Source organism: Streptomyces marinisediminis, assembly GCF_026262575.1.
Lineage (GTDB): Bacteria > Actinomycetota > Actinomycetes > Streptomycetales > Streptomycetaceae > Streptomyces > Streptomyces marinisediminis.
The window spans coordinates 221,633-238,700 of the sequence record NZ_JAPKFL010000003.1 but is presented as its reverse complement, the minus strand read 5'-3'; the positions used below and the strand labels follow the sequence as shown (position 1 = coordinate 238,700).

Below are 17,068 nucleotides of genomic sequence, written 5' to 3'. Positions count from 1 at the left end.
GTGACGATGACCGCGAACGCGCAGCGCTTCCGCGAGTTCAAGATGCCCGACGTCGGCGAGGGGCTGACCGAGGCCGAGATCCTGTCCTGGCACGTCAAGCCCGGTGACGAGGTCACCGACGGCCAGGTGGTGTGCGAGGTGGAGACGGCCAAGGCGGCCGTCGAGCTGCCGATCCCGTTCACCGGGGTGGTCAGCGAGCTGCACTTCGACGAGGGCACGACGGTGGACGTCGGTACGCCGATCATCACCGTCGACACCGACCCCGGGCAGGGCCCGGCCGACGCGGGCGGCGCACCCGCCGCCGAGTCCGCTCCCGCCGCCGGGCCGGAGCCCGCCGCCCCGGCCGCCGAGCCGGCGGAGCCGGAGGAGGGCAAGCGGCAACCCGTGCTCGTCGGGTACGGGGTGTCCACCGCGTCGACGAAGCGCCGGCCGCGCAAGCAGGCCGCCGCCTCGCCCGAGCAGGGCGCGAAGGAGGCGCTGCAGGCGGAGCTGAACGGCACGGTCCCCGGCACCCCCGCCCCGGACGCGCCCACCTCGCCCGCCGCGACCCGGCCGCTGGCCAAGCCGCCGGTGCGCAAGCTGGCCAGGGACCTGGGTGTGGACCTCGCCCGCGTCACCCCCAGCGGGCCGGAGGGCGTCATCACCCGCGAGGACGTGCACGCGGCGGCCGCGCCCGCCCCGGCCGCCGAGCCGGAGCCCGCCACCCCGGCGGCCGAGCCGGCCGGGGCCGACCGGGTGGAGGTGGCGCCGCAGTCCATGGCGGCCATCCGCGAGCGCCGGGTCCCGGTCAAGGGCGTCCGCAAGGCGACCGCGTCCGCGATGGTCAGCAGCGCCTTCACCGCGCCGCACGTGACCGAGTTCGTCACCGTCGACGTCACGCGCACGATGCGGCTGGTGGAGGAGCTCAAGCAGGACAAGGACATGGCCGGGCTGCGGGTGAACCCGCTGCTGCTGGTGGCCAAGGCCCTGCTCGTGGCCATCCGGCGCCACCCGGACGTGAACGCCTCCTGGGACGAGGAGAACCAGGAGATCGTCTACAAGGACTACGTCAACCTGGGCATCGCGGCGGCGACCCCGCGCGGTCTGATCGTGCCGAACATCAAGGACGCGCACGCCATGACCCTGCCGGAGCTCTCGCGGGCGCTGGGCGAGCTGGTGTCCACGGCCCGGGAGGGCAAGACGGCGCCCGGCGACATGGCCGGGGGCACGGTGACCATCACCAACGTCGGCGTCTTCGGCGTCGACACCGGCACGCCCATCCTCAACCCCGGGGAGTCGGCGATCCTCGCCTTCGGCGCGGTCAGGGAACAGCCGTGGGTGCACAAGGGCAAGGTCAAGCCGCGCCACGTCACCACGCTGGCGCTCTCCTTCGACCACCGGCTGGTCGACGGCGAGCTCGGCTCGAAGGTGCTGGCCGACGTGGCCGCGGTGCTGGAGCGCCCCAAGCGCCTGATCACCTGGTCCTGAGCGCGGGGCGCGGCCCGGCCCGTTCGGGCCGGGCCGCGCCCCCTTCGCCACCCGCGGCCCCCGCGGTCCCGCCGACCGCGGGGCCGCATGGTCGGCGGCCCGCCGGGCACCCGGTGTCGGACGGACCGGCCCGGCCGCGGGTCGGCGTGCAGAATGGGGGTATGAGTCAGCCGATGAACGAACGGTCGCAGGAGAGTTCGCACGTCCTGGTGGTCGGCCCGGACGGAATGGCGCTGGGCAAGCCCGGCGGCGAGGGCGACGACGAGTCGCACGAGACGCCGGTGACGGAGATGGTCGAGCAGCCCGCGAAGGTCATGCGCATCGGCAGCATGATCAAGCAGCTACTCGAAGAGGTGAAGGCCGCCCCGCTGGACGAGGCGAGCCGCGCCCGGCTGAAGGAGATCCACCGCAGCTCGCTCAAGGAGCTGGAGGACGGACTGGCCCCCGAGCTGATCGAGGAGCTGGAGCGGATCTCGCTGCCCTTCACCGAGGACGCCGTGCCCAGCGACGCGGAGCTGCGCATCGCGCAGGCCCAGCTCGTCGGCTGGCTGGAGGGCCTCTTCCACGGCATCCAGACGGCACTGTTCGCCCAGCAGATGGCGGCGCGGGCCCAGCTCGAACAGATGCGCCGCGCGCTGCCGCCCGGCGCGATCCCCGACGAGCCGGCCCAGGGCGCGGAAGGCCGCAGCGGCCCGTACCTGTAACCCGGCCCCACCACACCACCCGCGGCCCCCGGCCCCCGGACGCCTCCGGCGGGCCGGGGGCCGCGTCGGCGCCGGGGCCGCGTCGGCTCCGGGAACCCCGGTGTGCGGCGCCGCGGGCGGGCACGCAGGCGTGCGGCGGCCCGTCCTCCGCCGACCCCGCCGGCCAGGTACCGGCCGCCCCTCGGGGCCGGGGCGACGAAGGCCCCGCCGCGCCCCGTGCGCCCCGCGCGGACCGCACGGTGGACGCCGGGAACCGGGCGGCCGTCCCGCCCGGGCTCCGGCTCGCGCAGCACGCCACGCCGCGGCCCGCCCGCGCGCCCCGTGCAGACCGCAGCCCGCGCGGAGGCAGGGCGACGGCCGATCCGCGCGTCCCGTCCGCGCCCGCATGCTCATGGCGGCACGGAGCCGGGCGGCTCCGTGCCGCCATGAGCGTGCGGCGGGTGCGGCGCGGGCGCGGCGCGCCGAGCGGCGCTTCCGCGCGGCGCGGGAGCGGTCAGCCGCGGCGCAGGCGGAGGGCGATGAAGGCGAGGCCGAGGCCGAGGGAGGCCAGGCCCGCGCCGAGGGAGAGCACGGGGAGCACGGGCCCGCTGGTGGTCCCGGCGGCGACCGGCTCGGGCCGGGCCTCGCTCTCCTCCGCGTAGTCGGCGTAGAGGTCGTAGGAGCCGAACGTCTCCTGCGGCCCGTCGGGCAGCGGCACCCAGCGGTGACCGTGGTCGGTGCGCTCCGGCGCCTGCCGCTGCTCCACGGGCGGCGGGGCCGCGTCCTGCCGCTGCTCGGTCGGTGTGGGCGACGGGGCGGGCGGCTCGCTCGGTGGGGGGCTGCCGCTGGGGGCCGGGGAGGCGGGCTCGGTGCTCGGCGAGGGTGTCGGCGAGCTCGGCGGCGCGGAGGGCTTGGTCCACTCGGGAGGGCCGTCCGGCCCGGCCCCCGGGTGGGGCGGGAACCGCGGGGCCTCGGTGGGGAGCCACTCCGGCGGCGTCTCCGGGTCACCGGAGGGGGTGGGGCTCGCCTGGCTGTGGCTGGCGCTCGGCCGGCCCGTGTCCGGGTGGCCCGGGGTCGTGTGTCCCGAGGCCACGGCGGGGACCGGCAGCAGGACCGCGGCGCCGACGAGCAGGCTGACGACGCCCGCGCTCCGTGTTCTCGTCACCCTCACCGCGTCTCACCCCTTTCGTCGCGTGCGTCGCACTTGTCGCTTTCGGTGCTCTCGTCCGTCCCCGGCGCGGACGGTGCCGACCGCGCCGTCGGCCGCCTTCCTCGTTCCTCCATTCGGCCCACCCCGGCCAGTGACCAGCGTCACACGGGGTGCCCCGTCCGGCATCTCGGGCGGTGGCACGCACCCGGCGTGACGACGCGGTCGCCGGTCACCGGGTCAACACGATCTTGCCCACGTGCTCGCCGCGCTCCAGGGCCCGGTGGGCCTCGGCCGCGTCGCGCAGGGGCAGCGTCCGGTCGACGACGGGCCGCACGCGCCCGCTGCCGATGAGCGGCCACACGTGCTCCCGCACGGCCGCGACGATCGCCGACTTCTCCGCCACCGGGCGGCCGCGCAGGGAGGTGGCCGCGAGCGTGCCGCGCTTGGTGAGCAGCGCGCCCAGGTTCACCTCGCCCTTCACCCCGCCCTGGAGTCCGATGACCACGATGCGTCCGTTCACCGCCAGCGCCTTGACGTTCCGCTCCAGGTACTTGGCGCCCACGATGTCCAGGATCACGTCGGCCCCGGCGCCGTCCGTGGCGGACCGCAGCTCCGCGACGAAGTCCTGCTCCCGGTAGTTGATGAGAATATCAGCGCCCAACTCCCGGCAGCGCGCCAGTTTCTGGGCGCTGCCCGCGGTGACGGCGACCTTCGCGCCGACCGCCTTCGCGAGCTGGACGGCCATCGTGCCGATGCCGCTGGCGCCGCCGTGCACGAGCAGTGTCTCGCCGGGGCGCAGGTTGCCGAGCATGAACACGTTGGACCACACCGTGGCCGTGACCTCGGGCAGACTGGCGGCCGTCACGAGGTCCACGCCCTCGGGCAGCGGCAGGACCTGCCCGGCCGGGACGGCGACGCGCTCGGCGTAGCCGCCGCCGCTGAGCAGCGCGCACACCTCGTCCCCGACGGCCCATCCGCCCGCGGCGGCGGACGAGGCGGAGGCGTTCCCCACGCCCGGGCCCACGGCCGCGACGCGCCCCGAGCACTCCAGGCCCGGGTAGGGCGGGGCGCCCTCCGGCGGCGGGTAGTGTCCCTGGCGCTGCAGCAGGTCCGCCCGGTTGACGGCACTGGCCGCGACGTCGATGAGCACCTCGCCCTCGCGGGGCTCGGGGTCGGGTACTTCCGCCCAGGTCAGCGCTTCCGGCCCGCCGAACTCGGGAATCGTGATCGCGTGCATGCCCTGACGCTACTCCTTCCCCGGGACGGCTCCGTGACGCCGACGTGTCCGCACGCCGACGCTCCCGTACGCGTGCCCCGACTGGAGTCCCGCAATCCCCCGCCCGGCGGCTCCGGGGGTCCCGGGCGGGCGCCGGCTACTGCCCGAGGTCGTCCCGCGGGGCCTGCCAGTCGCGCCGGGCGGGCTGCATCTTGGGCGGCGTGCGCAGCTCACCCGTGTCGTCGTCGTCGCTCCGCCGGCGGAGCCTGGGCGCGGGCTGCTCGTCGTGCGCGCGGCGGATGACGACGAGGCGGTCCTGCGGCTGGAGCACCCGCGCGTCGGGGTGGTCGAAGTTGAGCAGCCGGTGGCCCCTTATGACGGACAGCACCAGGTCCGGGCACTCGCGCGGCGAGCGGCCCGCCTCGGCCTTGGTCACCGGGCGCTCGGCCAGGGTCAGGCCCTCGCCCTGCTGGATGAGGTCTTCCATGACGTGACCGGCGCTGGGGCTGATCAGCGACAGGCCCAGCAGCCGCCCGGCCGCCCCCGAACTGGTGATCACGGAGTCGGCGCCGGACTGCTTGAGCAGCGGCACGTTCTCCTCCTCCCGCACCGAGGCGACGATGTTGAGCTGCTTGTTGATCTGGCGGGCCGTCAGCGTCACCAGCACCGCGGTGTCGTCGCGCTGGGTGGCGATGACGATCTGCCGGGCCCGGTCGAGCCGGGCGCGCTCCAGCACGCTGCTGCGCGTGGCGTCGCCCACGACACCCGCGAACCCGTCGGCGTTGGCGGCGTCGATGACCTTCGCGCTGGGGTCGACCACCACGATCTGCTCCTTGGTGGCCCCCGCCGTCAGCAGGGTCTCGGCGGCCGAGCGGCCCTTGGTGCCGAAGCCGACGATGACGGTGTGGTCGCGCACGACGGACCTCCAGTGGGACAGCCGCCACTGCTGGCGGGTGCGCTCGGTCAGCACCTCCAGGGAGGTGCCGACCAGGATGATCAGGAAGAGGATGCGCAGCGGCGTGATGAGGAACGTCGTGAGCAGCCGCGCCGTCTCGGAGGCGGGGTAGATGTCGCCGTAGCCGGTGGTGGAGAGCGAGACGGTGACGTAGTAGAGCGAGTCCAGCAACCCGATGCGGCCACCGGCGGCGTCCGTGTAGCCGTCCCGGTCCAGGTAGACGACGGCGACGGCGACGAACAGCACGACGTGCGCCATGACCAGCCGCTTGGCGACCTGGATCAGCGGCCCGGTGAGCTGCCGGGGGAGCTGTACGCGGAACGTGTACTCGTCGGCGTAGGTGATGTTCTTGCGCCGGCGCGCCGCGATCGGGACGCTGAGCTTCATGGGGAGGTCACCGGTCAGTTCCGGGGGAGGCCTAGGAGGTGGACGGGGGCGCCCGCACCGGCACCGCCGGGCGGGATGACCGCCAGCGCGTCGGCGGAGGCGACCCCCCGGAGCATAGCCGGACCGTGGTAGCGCAGCGGACGGGCGGTGCCGCCGGTGAGGGCGACGGGCACGAGCCGGGCGTCGCGGGGGTGGCCCTGGACCCGCTCGGACAGCCGGGCCGGCGCGGGGTCGCCCTCGTCCGGCGCGCGGTCGGCGAGGGTGCGCACCAGCGGCGCGGCGAGGGTCAGCAGCGCGGAGACGGCGGCCAGCGGGTTGCCGGGGAGGCCGACGAGGTGTCCGCCGCCGGGCAGCGCGGCCAGCAGCATGGGGTGCCCGGGGCGGACGGCGACGCCGTCGACGAGCAGGGTGGCGCCGACGTGCTCCAGGGTGGGGCGCAGGTGGTCCACGGGCCCGGCGGCGGTGGAGCCGGTGGTGACGACGAGGTCGGGCCGCCCGTCCCCGTCGTCGGCGCCGGTGAGCGCCGTGCGCAGGGCCTGCGCACCGTCGCCCACGTGCCGCACGGCGGTGACCTCGGCGCCCAGCGCGGTGAGCCAGGGGCCGACCATGGGCCCGAGCGCGTCCCGGACGCGGCCGTCGGCGGGCACGCCCGCGTCGAGCAGCTCGTCGCCGAGGACGAGGACGAGGGCGCGGGGGCGGCCGGTGACGACGAGCCGGTCGTACCCGGCCGCAGCGGCGATCCCGAGGACCGCCGGGGTGACGGGGGTGCCGGCGGGCAGCAGCAGGTCCCCGGCCCGGCACTCCTGGCCGCGCGGCCGGATGTCGGCGCCCTGCGGCGGGGTGGCCGGGGCGGTGATGCGGCCGCCGCCCGCGAAGGCGTGCTCGGTGCGCAGGACGGCGGTGGCTCCCTGCGGCACGCGGGCGCCGGTGGCGATGGCGACGGCGTGCCCGTCGGGCAGCCGGGCGGGGGTCTGCCCGGCGAGGACGCCGGGGTCGTCGGGGTCCAGCGCCCACGGGCCGGGTCCGGCCACGGCCCAGCCGTCCATGGCGGAGGTGTCGAAGGCCGGGAGGTCGGTGAGGGCGGGCAGCGGCTCGGCGAGGACGTGGCCCAGCGCTTCGGCCAGCGGAAGGTCCCGCACCGCGCCGCCGGAGGGGGCGGCGCGGGCCAGGGCGCGGGCCTCGTCCCACGGGGTGGCGGCGCGGCCGCCGCCGGCCCCGCCGGGGTCCGGGTGGCCCGGCGCCCCGGCGGTGCGGTCCCGGGGCACGGCCGGGCGGCCGTGGGCGTCGCCCAGGCTCGGCCGGGAGCCGTTGGCCAGGGCGAGGGCGTCGTCGAAGTCGTCGCTCATGTCGGTCACGTTCCTCGCCGCCGTCAGTGGCTGGTGGGGGGTTTGCCGGGGGCCGGGCCGTCCTGGGACTCCGCGGCCCAGCGGTCGGCCAGGGCGGCCGCCTTGCGGGCGGCGACGGCGATGTCCTCGGGCGTGCCGCCGGCGCGGGCCGCGGCGTAGCCGACGAGGAAGGTGGTCAGGGGTGCGGCGGGGCGGGCGACGCCGTGCGCCGCGTCCCGGGCGAGGTCGAGTACCGCCTGCACGTCGACGTCCAGGTCGAGGTTGAGTTCCGCGTTCACCGCGGCAGTCCATTCTTCGAGCACACGTCCATGCTCCCTGATCGCAGCGCGGGCGGCGGCGATGTCCTGCCAGGTGTCGCAGTCGGCGGCGTCCACCGCCGTGGTGCGGTGCACGGCCAGTTCGGCCGTGAGCAGCCGCAGCGGCAGGTTCTCCAGGCGGCCGTGACCGGTCGTCAGCAGCGTGAGCGCGCGGCGCAGCGACGCGGTCCGGTGGACGGCGAGCAGCGGTTGGTCGCGGCCCGCGCGGACGGCGAGCGCGGCGTCGGTGCCGGCCGGGGCGGCCGCCAGCTCGGCGCGCAGCCGGCGCACGGCGTCCGGGGTGAGGAAGGGCAGGTCGGCGGCGAGGACGAGCACGGTGTCGGCGGTGACGTGCGCCAGCCCGGCGTGCAGGGCGGGCAGCGGGCCGGTGCCCGGGCTCGGCTCGCGGGTCCAGCGCACGGGGCGGCCGGTGGGGTACCCAGGGCCGACGACGACGGTGCGCGCCGCGTCCGCGCAGGCGGCGAGCGTGCGCTCCAGCAGGCTGCGACCGCCCACGGTGAGCTGCGGCTTGTCGACGCCGCCCAGCCGCGCGCCGCGCCCGCCGGCCAGGATCACCGCGTCGTAGGGGGGAGCGTCGCCGGGGTCCGCGCCGTAGGTGTCCACCCGTCGAGGGTAGGCCCGGGGTGGAGGGGGACCGGCTCCCGCCCCGGGTCGGGGGCGGGAGCCGGTCGGCGGCTCACAGGGTGCGCAGCAGCACCGCCGGGGACTCGACGCAGTCGGCCACGTACCGCAGGAAGCCGCCCGCGGTGCCGCCGTCGCAGACCCGGTGGTCGAAGGTCAGCGAGAGCTGCACCACCTGGCGCACCGCCAGCTCGCCCTGGTGCACCCACGGCTTGGGCACGATGCGGCCGACGCCGAGCATCGCCGCCTCGGGGTGGTTGATGATCGGCGTGGAGCCGTCGACCCCGAAGACGCCGTAGTTGTTCAGCGTGAACGTGCCGCCGGTGAGCTCGGCCGGGGAGAGCCCTCCCTCCCGGGCCGCCTCGGTGAGCCGGTGCAGCTCCGCGTGGAGCGACTCGGCGTCGCGCCGGTGGGCGTCCCGGACGACGGGCACGACCAGGCCCCGGTCGGTCTGGGCCGCGAACCCCAGGTGCACTTCGGGCAGCCGCACCACCTCGCGGGCCGCGGTGTCCACCGTGGCGTTCAACTCCGGGTAGCGCGCCAGGGCCGCGGTGCAGACGCGTCCCAGCAGGGCCAGCAGGGAGATCTTCGCCCCGCCCGCGGCGTTCATCGCGCGCCGGGCGGCCAGCAGTTCGGTGGCGTCGGCGTCCACCCAGCAGGTCGCGTCCGGGACCTCGCGGCGGCTGCGGGACAGCTTGTCGGCGACGGCCCCGCGCACCCCCTTCAGCGGCACGCGCTCGCCCTCGGCGCGCGGCGCGGGGGCGGCCGGGGCCTCGGGCGCTCCGGCCGGGGCCGGGCGGGCGGCCCGCTCGACGTCGGCGCGCAGGATGAGTCCCTGCGGGCCGCTGCCGGTGACCGTGTGCAGGTCCAGGCCGTGCTCGCGGGCGAGGCGGCGGACGAGCGGCGAGATGACGGCCGGCGTCCGCGAGCCGTTCACCGACGCGGCCGGGGCGGTGCCCGCGACGGGAGCCGGGGCCGGGGCCGGGGGCGGGGGCGTCGCCGGAGCGGTGCCGGGGCGCGCGGCGCGGCGGCGCCGGCGCGGCGTCTCGCTCGTGCCGTACCCGACCAGCACGTTCCCGGAACCGGAACCGGAACCCGCGCCGGAGCCCGAAGCCGAGCCGGACGCCGACGCGGAGCCGGAGCCGGACGCCGACCCCGAGCCGTGGCCCTCGCCGTCCGGGGCGGAGGCGACCGTCACCAGGGGCGCGCCGACCGGGATCTCCGCGCCGACCTCGCCGAACCGCCCGGTGATGACGCCGCCGTACGGGCAGGGCACCTCCACCATCGCCTTCGCCGTCTCCACCTCGACCACCGGCTGGTCGACGGTGACCACGTCGCCGACCTCCACCAGCCAGCGGGTGATCTCGGCCTCGGTGAGCCCTTCACCCAGGTCCGGCAGCGTGAACTCGCGCACCTCGGGCATCAGCGCCCGCCCCCTTCCGTCCACCGCGACTCCCACTGGAGCCGGTCCACCGCGTCCAGCACGCGGTCCACGCCGGGCAGGTGGTGCCGCTCCAGCATGGGCGGCGGGTAGGGCACGTCGAATCCGGCCACCCGCAGCACCGGCGCCTCCAGGTGGTGGAAGCAGCGCTCGGTGACCCGGGCGGCGATCTCCCCGCCGGGGCCGCCGAAGCCGCCCGACTCGTGGACGACGACCGCCCGCCCGGTGCGGCGCACCGAGGCGGTGACCGTCTCGTCGTCGAAGGGCACGAGCGAGCGCAGGTCCACCACCTCCAGGTCCCAGCCCTCGGCGCGGGCGGCCTCCGCGGCCTCCAGGCACACCGGCACGGACGGGCCGTAGGTGATCAGCGTCGCCGAGGTGCCGGCGCGGCGGACGGCGGCGCGGCCGATCGGCTCGACGGCGGCGGGCGCGCCCGGGTCCCAGGCGTCCTTGGCCCAGTAGAGCCGCTTGGGCTCCAGGAAGACCACCGGGTCGTCGGAGGCGATGGCCTGCCGCAGCAGCCCGTAGGCGTCGGCCACCGTCGCCGGGGTGAGGACGTGCAGGCCGGGGGTGGCGATGTAGTACGCCTCGGAGGAGTCGCTGTGGTGCTCGACGCCGCCGATCCCGCCGCCGTAGGGCACCCGGATCGTCAGGGGCATGGGCAGCGCGCCCCGGGTGCGGTTGCGCATCCGGGCGACGTGGGAGACGAGCTGCTCGAAGGCCGGGTAGGCGAACGCGTCGAACTGCATCTCGACCACCGGGCGCAGGCCGTACATGGCCATGCCGACGGCGGCGCCGAGTATGCCCGCCTCGGCCAGCGGGGTGTCGGTGCAGCGGTCCTCGCCGAACTCCGCGGTCAGCCCGTCGGTGACGCGGAAGACGCCGCCGAGGGCGCCCACGTCCTCCCCGAGCACGTGGACGGACGGGTCCTCGGCCATGGCGTCGCGCAGGGCGCGGTTGAGCGCCTGGGCCAGCGGGGTGGGCTTGCGCGCCGGGTCCCGCGCGGGCGGGGCCGGGGCCGCTGCGTGGCTGGTGGCCGCCGTGCTCATCGGGCGTCTCCTTCGGCGTCGTCGGCGTCGGGGCGGGCGTCGTCGGCGTCCTCCTGCGCGGCCAGCTCGGCGCGCAGCTGCTCCGCCTGCTCGCGCAGTTGACCGGTGCGCTCGGCGTAGACGTGGTCGAAGAGCGCCATCGGGTCGAGGGCGGGCTCGCGGTGCATGCGCTCGCGCAGGTCGGCCGCCATGCGCTCGGCGGCGTCCCGGGCGGTGGCGCGCAGGTCCGTGCCGTCGCGCTCCAGCAGGCCGCGGGTGGCCAGCTCGGTCTCCAGCAGGGTGATCGGGTCGTGCTCGCGCCAGGCGGCCACCTCGGCGTCCTGCCGGTAGCGGGTGGCGTCGTCGGCGTTGGTGTGAGCGTCCACCCGGTAGGTCACGGCCTCGACGAGCGTGGGACCGCCGCCGCTCCGGGCGCGCTCCACCGCCTCGGTGAGCACGGCGTGCACCGCCGGCGCGTCGTTGCCGTCGACCAGGCGGCCCGGCATCCCGTAGCCGACGGCCTTGTGGGCGAGCGTCGGCGCGGCCGTCTGCTTGGCGAGCGGCACGGAGATGGCGAAGCCGTTGTTCTGGACGAGGAAGACGGCGGGCGCCCGCCAGACGGCGGCGAAGTTGAGCGCCTCGTGGAAGTCCCCCTCGCTGGTGCCGCCGTCGCCGACCAGGGCGAGGGCCACCACGTCGTCCCCGCGCAGCCGGGCGGCGTGGGCGAGGCCGACGGCGTGCGGGAGCTGGGTGGCCAGCGGCGTGGACAGCGGCGCGACACGGGTGGCGCGCGGGTCGTACCCGCAGTGCCAGTCCCCGCGCAGGAGGGTGAGGGCCTCCACCGGGTCCATCCCCCGGGCGACGGCGGCGAGCGTGTCGCGGTAGCTGGGGAAGAGCCAGTCCCGCTCCGTGAGCGCCAGCGCGGCGGCGACCTCGCACGCCTCCTGGCCGGTGGAGGAGGGGTACACCGCGAGGCGGCCCTGCTTGGTGAGGGCGGTGGCCTGCTGGTTGTAGCGGCGGCCCAGCACGAGCTGGGAGTACAGCGTGGTGAGCAGCTCCGGGTCCAGCTCGGCGCCGGTGCCCAGCAGGCGGTACGGCTCCTCGTCCGGCAGCAGCGGCGCGGCGTCGGTGCGCGGGCGCCAGGCGGGGGGCGGAGCGGGGCGGTAGGCGCCGGACTGCGCGAGGACCGTCATGTCGGGCACACCTCCGGGTGGGTGGCGGCGGGCAGGCTTACGGCGAGGGGTGGCCTCCCAACCGATTGTTCGGTCTGCACCGCGTTCTGGCTACAGGTGGGACGCGCGGCCGGATAACCTGTGGACGATCGGTCGCGGAGGCGGCGGTGCGAGAGCTGAACGTCCAACGGGAGGTGGCCGCACGGCATGGCGGATGAACAGATGGCCACCCCGGGGCGTCCGGCACCGCCCGCGCGCCCGCTGGACGAGGTGGACCGCACGATCCTGCGCATCCTGCGCGCGGACGGGCGCGCCTCCATCCGGGCGGTGGCCGAGCAGGTGCACATCTCCCGGGCGAACGCCTACGCCCGCGTGGCCCGGCTGGTGGACGACGGCGTCATCCGGGGCTTCAGCGCCCGGGTGGACCACGAGCGCGCCGGCCAGGGCGCCTCGGCGTACGTGACGCTGAAGATCGTGCAGAACACCTGGCGGACGGTGAAGGAGGAGCTGCGGCGGCTGCCGGGGGCGGTGCACATGGCCCTGGTCAGCGGCGACTTCGACGTGCTGCTGCTGGTCCACACCGAGGACAACCGCGCCCTGCGGGAGCTGGTCCTCACCCGCATCCAGGCCATCCCGGAGGTACTGAGCACGCGCACCCTCCTCGTCTTCGAGGAAACCGACCTCGACCCGGAACCGTAGGCGCAGGCGCAGGCGCAGGCGACGGGCCGACAGCCCTCTTCCGGAGTACAGCACTTCACGGATGGACCCCGAAGGGCCCTCCCGAGATGCGCGGCGTCCGATACCGGGTTGAACTTCACATGATCGACCTTTTTCCTACCCCCAGGAGGAGATCATGTTCCGTATCCGTACGGCCGTCGCCGCTCTCGCCATCGCCGGTATCGGCGTCGTCGGCTCCGCGGGTACCGCGTCCGCGTGCGCCAAGCACATCGGCGACAAGTACGGCGACAAGGTGGACGTCAACGCCGAGTTCGAGTGGGAGTACGAGGAGAACCACATCCTCAAGCAGGAGGGCAACTGCAACACCGTCGTCACGCAGGTCGGCGGCCTGAACGCCAACTTCGGCGGTCCGGTCTGCATCAGCTTCGACTGACAGGTCGCGCGCTGACGCACGGGGCCGTCCGGGAGCAGCCGCTTCCGGACGGCCCCGCGCCGCGTCCGCCCCCGGGGCGCGGGCGCTCGTCGCACGCCGCGGGCGTCCCGCCTGCGCTACACCCGCAGCCCGGCGAAGGCGAGCTGGACGACGGCGTGCGCGACGGCCTCGGAGCTGTCGCCGCGCTCGGGCCGGTACCACTCGGCGATGGAGTTGACCATCCCGAACAGCAGTCGCGTGGCCAGCCGCACGTCGATGTCCGGGCGCAGGTCGCCCTCGGCCGCGGCCCGGGTGAGCAGGTCCGCGACCTGCTGGTCGAACTCCCGGCGCCGGTCCAGCGCCCAGCGCTCGGTGTCGGTGTTGCCGTGCACCCGCAGCAGCAGCGTCACGTACGGCAGCTCGGCCATCAGCACCTCGGCCGTGCGCCGGACGACGTGCTCCAGCCGGTCCACGGCGCGCCCCTCGCGGGCGGCGGGCTCGGCGAGGATGCCGAACAGGCCCTCCAGCGCCCGGCTGACCGCCCGGTGCAGCAGCTCCTCCTTGCCGCGCACGTGGTGGTAGATGGACGACTTGGAGATGCCGGCCGCCTTGGACAAGTGCTCCATCGAGGTGCCGTCGTAGCCGCGCTCGTTGAACACCCGCACGGCGACCGCGAGCAGCGTGTCGCGGGTGTAGGTGTCGCGCCGGGTCATGGTCACGATTGTCCACTGGCGTGCCCGCAGCGGCGCACCAGGGCCGGGGAGGGCGCGTACCGGCCGGTGGGGTAGGCGGCGTGCAGGGCGCGCAGCACGCCCACGGCCCAGCCGGGGCCCAGTACCTCGCAGCACCACTCCAGGGGGCCGCGCGGGTAGTTCACGCCGAGCCGCATGGCGGTGTCCACGTCCGCCTCGGTGGCGACGCCGCGCCCCACGGCGTCCGCGGCCACGTCGGCCAGCATCGCGACGGTGCGGGCGACGATCAGGCCCGGCACCGGCTCGATGACGCTGACCTGCTTGCCGAGCGCCTGGAAGAGTCCGGCGGCCGCCGCCCGGTCGGTCTCGGGCACGTCGTCGGCGCAGGCCAGGGCGACGCGGGTGGCGGTGCGGTAGTCCAGCGCGAGGTCGAAGTGGACCTCCCCGGCGGCGGGCGCGCGGCCGTCCGCCAGCAGCAGCCGGGCCCCGCCGGGCAGGTCGAGGTGGCCGCCGCGCTCGGCGGGGCCGTCCGCGCGCCGGACGGTCACGCCCGCCTCGGCGAGCAGGGTGGCGACCGTCTCGGCCGGGCCGAGTCCGCCGTGCACGGTGACCTGGCGGGGCGCGGGGTGCGGCGGCGCGGTGTGCGGCCGGTCGGCCGGGGCGCCCGCGCCCCCGCCGGTGCCGCCGCCCGCGCCGCCGTCGCCGTACGCGTACCAGCCCCGGCCCGCCTTGCGCCCGAGCCGGCCGGACTGCACCAGGCGCTGCTGGGCGAGCGAGGGGGTGAACTTGGGGTCGTGGAAGAACGCCTCCCACACGCTGCGGGTGACGGCCTCGTTCACGTCCTGGCCGATGAGGTCGGTCAGCTCGAACGCGCCCATGCGGAAGCCGCCGCACTCGCGCAGGACGGCGTCGATGGTGGCCGGGGAGGCGGCCCGCTCCTCGTACAGCCGGAACGATTCAGCGTAGAACGGACGCGCCACCCGGTTGACGATGAAGCCGGGCGTGTCGGCGCAGCGCACCGGGGTCTTGCCCCAGGAGACGGCCAGCTCGTGCGCCCGGTCGACGGTGGCCTCGGCGGTGGCGTGGCCGCGGACCACTTCCACCAGGGGCAGCAGCGGCGCGGGGTTGAAGAAGTGCAGCCCGAGGAACCGGCCCGGGTGGCGCAGCGCGCCCGCGATGGCGGTGACCGACAGGGACGAGGTGTTCGTCGCCAGCAGGCAGTCCGGGCCCACCACGGACTCCAGCGCCTCGAAGAGCAGTTGCTTGGCGCCCAGCTCCTCCAGCACGGCCTCCACCACCACGGCGGCGTCGGCCAGCTCGCCCAGCTCCGCGGCCGGGTGCAGGCGGGCGAGCGCGGCCTCGCGCGCCCCGGCCGTCATGCGCCCCTTGTCCACCAGCCGCGTCAGCCGCCCGGCGATCGCCACCGCGGCCCGTTCGGCGCCGCCCGGCGCCACGTCGTGCAGCCGCACCCGGTGCCCGGCGACGAGGGCGACCTGGGCGATGCCCTGCCCCATCGTCCCGGTGCCGACGACGGCGACGGTGCCCGGCGCGCCACCGGGCTCGGCGCCCCCGGGCGCCCCGCCGCCGGGCATCGCGCCGCCGGGCCCGCCGCCGGGCACCGCGCCGCCGCCCGGCGCCGTTCCGCCGTCCGGAGTGCTCTCCACGCTGGCCATTTCAGCCCCCTTGTCCCGACCGATCGTTCGGTTACTCTAGCCGTGTCCGCAAGCCCGCGCCCAGCTCGAAGCAGCTCGACGAGGAGTTGGTCCCCGATGACGCCCGCGCTCACCGCCAAGCAGTTGATCGACAAGCACCGTCCCACACTCGACCGGGCGCTGGAGGCCGTCCGTACCCGCGAGTACTGGTCCCCCCACCCCGAGCACCCGAAGGCGTACGGCCAGGACGGCTCGCTGGACGCCGCCGCGGGACAGGCCGCGTTCGACGCGCTGCGCGGCACCCGGTTCGACCTCGACCAGCCGGGCACGGACGGCTGGGCGGGCGGCGAGGTCTCCCCGTACGGCTTCGCACTGGGCATCGAGTACCCGCACGCCGACCCGGACGTGCTGCTGCCCGCCATGCGCGCGGCCATGGCCGCCTGGCGGGACGCCGGTCCGGCCGCGCGCGCCGCCGTCTGCCTGGAGATCCTGGCCCGGATCAACGCGCGCACGCACGAGTTCGCGCAGGCCGTCATGCACACCAGCGGGCAGGCGTACCTGATGGCGCTGCAGGCGGGCGGCCCGCACGCGCAGGACCGCGGGCTGGAGGCCGTCGCCTACGCCTACGCGGAGCAGACGCGCACGCCGGCCGCCGCCGTCCACTGGAGCAAGCCGCAGGGCAAGCGGAACCCGCTGGAGCTGACGAAGGAGTTCACCGCCGTGCCACGCGGCGTCGCCCTGGTCATCGGCTGCAACACCTTCCCCACCTGGAACGGCTACCCGGGCCTGTTCGCCTCGCTGGCCACCGGCAACGCGGTGCTGGTCAAGCCGCATCCGCGCGCGGTGCTGCCGCTGGCGCTGACGGTGCGCATCGCCCGCGAGACGCTGGCCGAGGCCGGGTTCGACGCCGACCTGGTCGCCCTCGCCGCCGAGCGGGAGGGCGAGGGCATCGCCAAGACGCTCGCGGTGCGCGAGGAGATCCGCGTCATCGACTACACCGGCTCCACGGCGTTCGGCGACTGGCTGGAGGCCCACGCGCGCCAGGCGCAGGTGTTCACCGAGAAGGCGGGCGTCAACACGATCGTCATCGACTCCACGGACGACTACCGGGGCATGCTGGCCAACGTCGCCTTCTCGCTGTCCCTCTACAGCGGCCAGATGTGCACCACGCCGCAGAACCTGCTGATCCCGCGCGACGGCATCGACACCGACGCCGGGCGCAAGACCTACGACGAGGTGGCGGCCGACCTCGCGGGCGCGGTGGACAAGCTGCTGGGGGACGACGCCCGCGCCACAGCACTGCTCGGCGCGATCGTCAACACCGACGTGGCCGCCCGCCTGGACACGGCCCCCGCGCTCGGCGAGGTGGCGCTGGCCTCCCGCGCCGTCGAGCACCCCGACTTCCCCGGGGCGACGGTGCGCACCCCCGCGCTGGTCAAGCTCGACACCGCCCAGGCACGCCCCGACGCCGCCCAAGAGCCGCCGTACCTCAACGAGTGCTTCGGCCCGGTCTCCTTCGCCGTCGCCGTCGACTCCACGGCCGACGCCGTCGACCTGCTGCGCCACACCCTGCGCACCCGGGGCGCGATGACGGTCGGCGCCTACACCACCGACCCGGAGGTCGAGCGCCGCGTCGAGGACGCCTGCCTGGAGGAGTGCGCGCAGCTCTCCCTCAACCTCACCGGCGGGGTCTACGTCAACCAGACGGCCGCGTTCTCCGACTTCCACGGCTCCGGCGGCAACCCCTCGGCCAACGCCGCGCTGTGCGACGCCGCCTTCGTCACCCCGCGCTTCCGCACCATCGAGGTCCGGCGCCAGGCCTGACCCGCCCGCGCTGTTCCGGGGGCGGCG

15 protein-coding genes are annotated in these 17,068 nt (G+C 76.1%); 5 read left to right on the top strand and 10 right to left on the bottom strand.

All coding sequences use genetic code 11. The annotated features are described in order from the left end of the window. The first annotated feature begins 6 nt into the window (after positions 1-6). Together OSB71_RS04070 and OSB71_RS04065 are read left to right on the top strand one after the other, a co-directional pair. A complete protein-coding gene (locus OSB71_RS04070) occupies positions 7-1,467 on the top strand; it encodes a dihydrolipoamide acetyltransferase family protein (RefSeq protein ID WP_265944337.1) in 1,461 nt (486 codons plus the stop codon). Between the two features lie 161 nt (positions 1,468-1,628). Further along, positions 1,629-2,171 carry a bacterial proteasome activator family protein gene (locus OSB71_RS04065; protein WP_323055248.1) on the top strand — a complete coding sequence of 181 codons (543 nt, stop codon included), beginning with the start codon at positions 1,629-1,631 and terminating at the stop codon, positions 2,169-2,171. Positions 2,172-2,664: 493 nt separating this feature from the next. On the opposite strand, the gene OSB71_RS04060 is transcribed toward OSB71_RS04065, so the two are convergent. From OSB71_RS04060 to pdhA, 8 genes are all read right to left on the bottom strand, one after another. Then, positions 2,665-3,315, bottom strand: coding sequence for a hypothetical protein (locus OSB71_RS04060; protein ID WP_265944226.1), 651 nt, complete (start codon positions 3,313-3,315; stop codon positions 2,665-2,667). A gap of 214 nt (positions 3,316-3,529) precedes the next feature. Further along, on the bottom strand, positions 3,530-4,537 hold the full coding sequence (locus OSB71_RS04055) for an NAD(P)H-quinone oxidoreductase (RefSeq protein ID WP_265944224.1): 1,008 nt from the start codon (positions 4,535-4,537) through the stop codon (positions 3,530-3,532). A 136-nt stretch (positions 4,538-4,673) separates the two neighbouring features. After that, the gene (locus OSB71_RS04050; RefSeq protein ID WP_265944222.1) at positions 4,674-5,858 is read right to left on the bottom strand and encodes a potassium channel family protein; all 1,185 of its coding nucleotides are present in this window, start codon (positions 5,856-5,858) and stop codon (positions 4,674-4,676) included. A gap of 14 nt (positions 5,859-5,872) precedes the next feature. Next, positions 5,873-7,204, bottom strand: a complete 1,332-nt coding sequence (locus OSB71_RS04045; protein ID WP_265944220.1) for a molybdopterin molybdotransferase MoeA — start codon at positions 7,202-7,204, stop codon at positions 5,873-5,875. Between the two features lie 23 nt (positions 7,205-7,227). Further along, positions 7,228-8,124 carry an NTP transferase domain-containing protein gene (locus OSB71_RS04040; RefSeq protein ID WP_265944218.1) on the bottom strand — a complete coding sequence of 299 codons (897 nt, stop codon included), beginning with the start codon at positions 8,122-8,124 and terminating at the stop codon, positions 7,228-7,230. Between the two features lie 73 nt (positions 8,125-8,197). Then, a complete protein-coding gene (locus tag OSB71_RS04035; protein WP_265944216.1) occupies positions 8,198-9,565 on the bottom strand; it encodes a dihydrolipoamide acetyltransferase family protein in 1,368 nt (455 codons plus the stop codon). After that, the gene (locus OSB71_RS04030; RefSeq protein WP_265944214.1) at positions 9,565-10,632 is read right to left on the bottom strand and encodes an alpha-ketoacid dehydrogenase subunit beta; all 1,068 of its coding nucleotides are present in this window, start codon (positions 10,630-10,632) and stop codon (positions 9,565-9,567) included. Before OSB71_RS04030 ends, OSB71_RS04035 begins: the two co-directional genes overlap by 1 nt. Further along, positions 10,629-11,804 (bottom strand): pyruvate dehydrogenase (acetyl-transferring) E1 component subunit alpha, encoded by a 1,176-nt coding sequence (gene pdhA, locus OSB71_RS04025; protein ID WP_265944213.1) that lies wholly within the window; start codon positions 11,802-11,804, stop codon positions 10,629-10,631. The genes OSB71_RS04030 and pdhA overlap by 4 nt, the downstream gene beginning before the upstream one ends. Positions 11,805-11,990: 186 nt before the next feature. Between pdhA and OSB71_RS04020 the strand changes: the two genes are divergently transcribed. Both OSB71_RS04020 and OSB71_RS04015 read left to right on the top strand, forming a co-directional pair. Next, a complete protein-coding gene (locus tag OSB71_RS04020) occupies positions 11,991-12,482 on the top strand; it encodes an Lrp/AsnC family transcriptional regulator (protein ID WP_265944212.1) in 492 nt (163 codons plus the stop codon). Between the two features lie 154 nt (positions 12,483-12,636). Then, the gene (locus OSB71_RS04015; protein ID WP_265944211.1) at positions 12,637-12,894 is read left to right on the top strand and encodes a hypothetical protein; all 258 of its coding nucleotides are present in this window, start codon (positions 12,637-12,639) and stop codon (positions 12,892-12,894) included. Positions 12,895-13,010: 116 nt separating this feature from the next. Here OSB71_RS04015 and OSB71_RS04010 read toward each other — a convergent pair whose 3' ends face one another. Together OSB71_RS04010 and OSB71_RS04005 are read right to left on the bottom strand one after the other, a co-directional pair. Continuing rightward, positions 13,011-13,592 carry a TetR/AcrR family transcriptional regulator gene (locus OSB71_RS04010; RefSeq protein WP_265944210.1) on the bottom strand — a complete coding sequence of 194 codons (582 nt, stop codon included), beginning with the start codon at positions 13,590-13,592 and terminating at the stop codon, positions 13,011-13,013. Then, on the bottom strand, positions 13,589-15,157 hold the full coding sequence (locus OSB71_RS04005; RefSeq protein WP_265944333.1) for a 3-hydroxyacyl-CoA dehydrogenase: 1,569 nt from the start codon (positions 15,155-15,157) through the stop codon (positions 13,589-13,591). The genes OSB71_RS04010 and OSB71_RS04005 overlap by 4 nt, the downstream gene beginning before the upstream one ends. A 177-nt stretch (positions 15,158-15,334) precedes the next feature. On the opposite strand from OSB71_RS04005, the gene paaN reads away from it, so the two are divergent. Next, positions 15,335-17,041, top strand: coding sequence for a phenylacetic acid degradation protein PaaN (gene paaN, locus OSB71_RS04000; protein WP_265944209.1), 1,707 nt, complete (start codon positions 15,335-15,337; stop codon positions 17,039-17,041). Positions 17,042-17,068 lie beyond the last annotated feature (27 nt).